This window comes from Neomegalonema perideroedes DSM 15528, from assembly GCF_000374145.1.
GTDB classification, from domain to species: Bacteria; Pseudomonadota; Alphaproteobacteria; order Rhodobacterales; family Rhodobacteraceae; genus Neomegalonema; species Neomegalonema perideroedes.
The window spans coordinates 2,501-5,725 of the sequence record NZ_KB893658.1; the positions used below are offsets into that span (position 1 = coordinate 2,501).

Genomic DNA, 3,225 nt, shown 5'->3' on the forward strand with positions numbered 1-3,225 from the left:
CAAGCGCGAGAAGGGTATTCGGTGGATGCCTTGGCGCTCAGAGGCGATGAAGGACGTGGCACGCTGCGATAAGCTGCGGGGAGGGGCGAGCACCCTTTGATCCGTAGATTTCCGAATGGGGAAACCCACCTGACAGAATTCGATATTATGAGGCCGTTTCGGCGGCTTCATATTCGAGTTCTGAAAGCAGGTATCAAACCCTGAATAAAATAGGGGTTTGAAGCAAACCCGGGGAACTGAAACATCTAAGTACCCGGAGGAAAGGACATCAATTGAGACTCCGTTAGTAGTGGCGAGCGAACGCGGACCAGGCCGTGCTCTGAAAGAATGGGAAGCAGTTGGAAAGCTGCGCGACATGGGTGATAGCCCCGTACCAGTAAAATGAAGAGCCGTTAGAGTAAGGCGGGACACGTGAAATCCTGTCTGAAGATGGGGGGACCACCCTCCAAGCCTAAGTACTCCTGAGCGACCGATAGCGAACAAGTACCGTGAGGGAAAGGTGAAAAGCACCCCGACGAGGGGAGTGAAACAGACCTGAAACCGGATACCTACAAACAGTCGGAGCCCCCTTGAGGGGTGACGGCGTACCTTTTGTATTATGGGTCAGCGAGTTAGCGTCGCGAGCAAGCTTAAGCCGTTAGGCGTAGGCGCAGCGAAAGCGAGTCTGAACAGGGCGTTCAGTTCGCGGCGTTAGACCCGAAACCAGTCGATCTAGCCATGGGCAGGTTGAAGGTGCGGTAACACGCACTGGAGGACCGAACACACGCCTGTTGAAAAAGTCGGTGATGACCTGTGGCTAGGGGTGAAAGGCTAATCAAGGCTGGATATAGCTGGTTCTCCGCGAAAGCTATTTAGGTAGCGCGTCGGATGTATTCCTCAGGGGGTAGAGCACTGGATGGGTGAGGGGGTCTCAACAACTTACCGAGCCTAACCAAACTCCGAATACCTGAGAGAACTGTCCGGCAGACACACGGCGGGTGCTAACGTCCGTCGTGGAGAGGGAAACAACCCTGACCAACAGCTAAGGTCCCCAAGTCATGGCTAAGTGGGAAAGCATGTGAGACTTCCATAACAACCAGGATGTTGGCTTAGAAGCAGCCATCATTTAAAGATAGCGTAACAGCTCACTGGTCTAATAGAGGTCTTGCGGCGAAGATGTAACGGGGCTCAAGCCATGCACCGAAGCTTTGGGTTCGCAGCAATGCGAGCGGTAGCGGAGCGTTCTGTTTGCAGTGAAGGAGAAGGGGCAACCGACTCTGGAGCGTGCAGAAGCGAGAATGCTGACATGAGTAGCGACAAAGCATGTGAGAAACATGCTCGCCGAAAGTCCAAGGGTTCCTGCTTAAAGGTAATCTGAGCAGGGTGAGCCGGCCCCTAAGGCGAGGCCGAAAGGCGTAGTCGATGGGAATGCGGTTAATATTCCGCAGCTTGGAGAGTGTGACGGATCTTTACAGTTGTGCGTCCTCATCGGATTGGGCGTGCAGCCGCGAGGTCCCTGGAAATAGCCCTCCATATGAACCGTACCCGAAACCGACACAGGTGGACAGGATGAGAATTCCAAGGCGCTTGAGAGAACCATGTTGAAGGAACTCGGCAAATTGCCTCCGTAACTTCGGAAGAAGGAGGCCCCGTCTATGGGCAACCATTGGCGGGGGGCACAGGCCAGGGGGTAGCGACTGTTTATCAAAAACACAGGGCTCTGCGAAGTCGCAAGACGACGTATAGGGTCTGACGCCTGCCCGGTGCTGGAAGGTTAAAAGGAGATGTGCAAGCATTGAATTGAAGCCCCAGTAAACGGCGGCCGTAACTATAACGGTCCTAAGGTAGCGAAATTCCTTGTCGGGTAAGTTCCGACCTGCACGAATGGCGTAACGACTTCCCCACTGTCTCCAACATGGACTCAGCGAAATTGAATTCCCCGTGAAGATGCGGGGTTCCCGCGGTCAGACGGAAAGACCCCATGAACCTTTACTATAGCTTCGCATTGGCGCCAGGCACGGAATGTGCAGGATAGGTGGTAGGCTTTGAAGCGGGGACGCCAGTCTCCGTGGAGCCATCCTTGAGATACCACCCTTTCCTTGTTTGGCGTCTAACCGCGGTCCGTTATCCGGATCCGGGACCCTGCGTGGTGGGTAGTTTGACTGGGGCGGTCGCCTCCCAAAGAGTAACGGAGGCGCGCGATGGTGGGCTCAGAGCGGTCGGACATCGCTCGTCGAGTGCAATGGCAAAAGCCTGCCTGACTGCGAGACAGACAAGTCGAGCAGAGACGAAAGTCGGTCATAGTGATCCGGTGGTCCCATGTGGACGGGCCATCGCTCAACGGATAAAAGGTACTCTGGGGATAACAGGCTGATAACGCCCAAGAGTCCATATCGACGGCGTTGTTTGGCACCTCGATGTCGGCTCATCACATCCTGGGGCTGTAGCAGGTCCCAAGGGTTCGGCTGTTCGCCGATTAAAGTGGTACGTGAGCTGGGTTCAGAACGTCGTGAGACAGTTCGGTCCCTATCTGCCGTGGGTGTAGGAGACTTGAGAGGAGCTGCCCCTAGTACGAGAGGACCGGGGTGGACGCGCCTCTGGTGGACCGGTTATCGCGCCAGCGGTACAGCCGGGTAGCTATGCGCGGAAGAGATAACCGCTGAAGGCATCTAAGCGGGAAACTCGCCTCAAAACCAGGTCTCCCTGAGAGCCGTGCAAGACCAGCACGTCGATAGGTCGGATGTTTAAGCGCAGCAATGCGTTCAGCTAACCGATACTAATCGCTCGATAGGCTTGATTCGATCCAGTAGTCGAAAGACCGGTCGGTCAACCTAGCAATCTCGGAAACACACTCCCTTATATCAATCATCAAGACGCTCTGCTTCCTTCTGGGCTGGTGGTCCTAGCGCGTGGTAAACACCCGATCCCATCCCGAACTCGGCCGTTAAGACCCGTTGCGCCTATGATACTGCGTCTTAAGACGTGGGAAAGTCGGTCGCCGCCAGTCCTGATGGACGCAGAGAAAACGCTCTCTCATCACGATCTCGACGCAAGCCGCGCCAAGGCGAAAAGCCAAGGCGCGCTTTTGCGTTCCGAATTGCCGCGGGGTGGAGCAGCCCGGTAGCTCGTCAGGCTCATAACCTGAAGGCCGCAGGTTCAAATCCTGCCCCCGCAACCAAATTCAAAACCCCCGCTGGTGAAAACCAGCGGGGGTTTTTGCTTGGGGCCGGGCTCAAGGGACGGGGG

Annotated in this window: 1 tRNA gene and 2 rRNA genes (1 of these 3 running past the window's edge); all 3 read left to right on the forward strand. The window is 55.7% G+C overall.

Annotation, left to right across the window (positions count from 1 at the left end):
• Window positions 1-2,780, forward strand: a 23S ribosomal RNA gene (locus B161_RS0113005) (it extends 3 nt beyond the left edge of the window).
• A gap of 91 nt (window positions 2,781-2,871) precedes the next feature.
• Window positions 2,872-2,986 (forward strand): 5S ribosomal RNA (gene rrf, locus B161_RS0113010).
• Window positions 2,987-3,080: 94 nt separating this feature from the next.
• A tRNA-Met gene (locus tag B161_RS0113015) sits at window positions 3,081-3,157 on the forward strand.
• The last annotated feature ends 68 nt before the right edge of the window (window positions 3,158-3,225 follow it).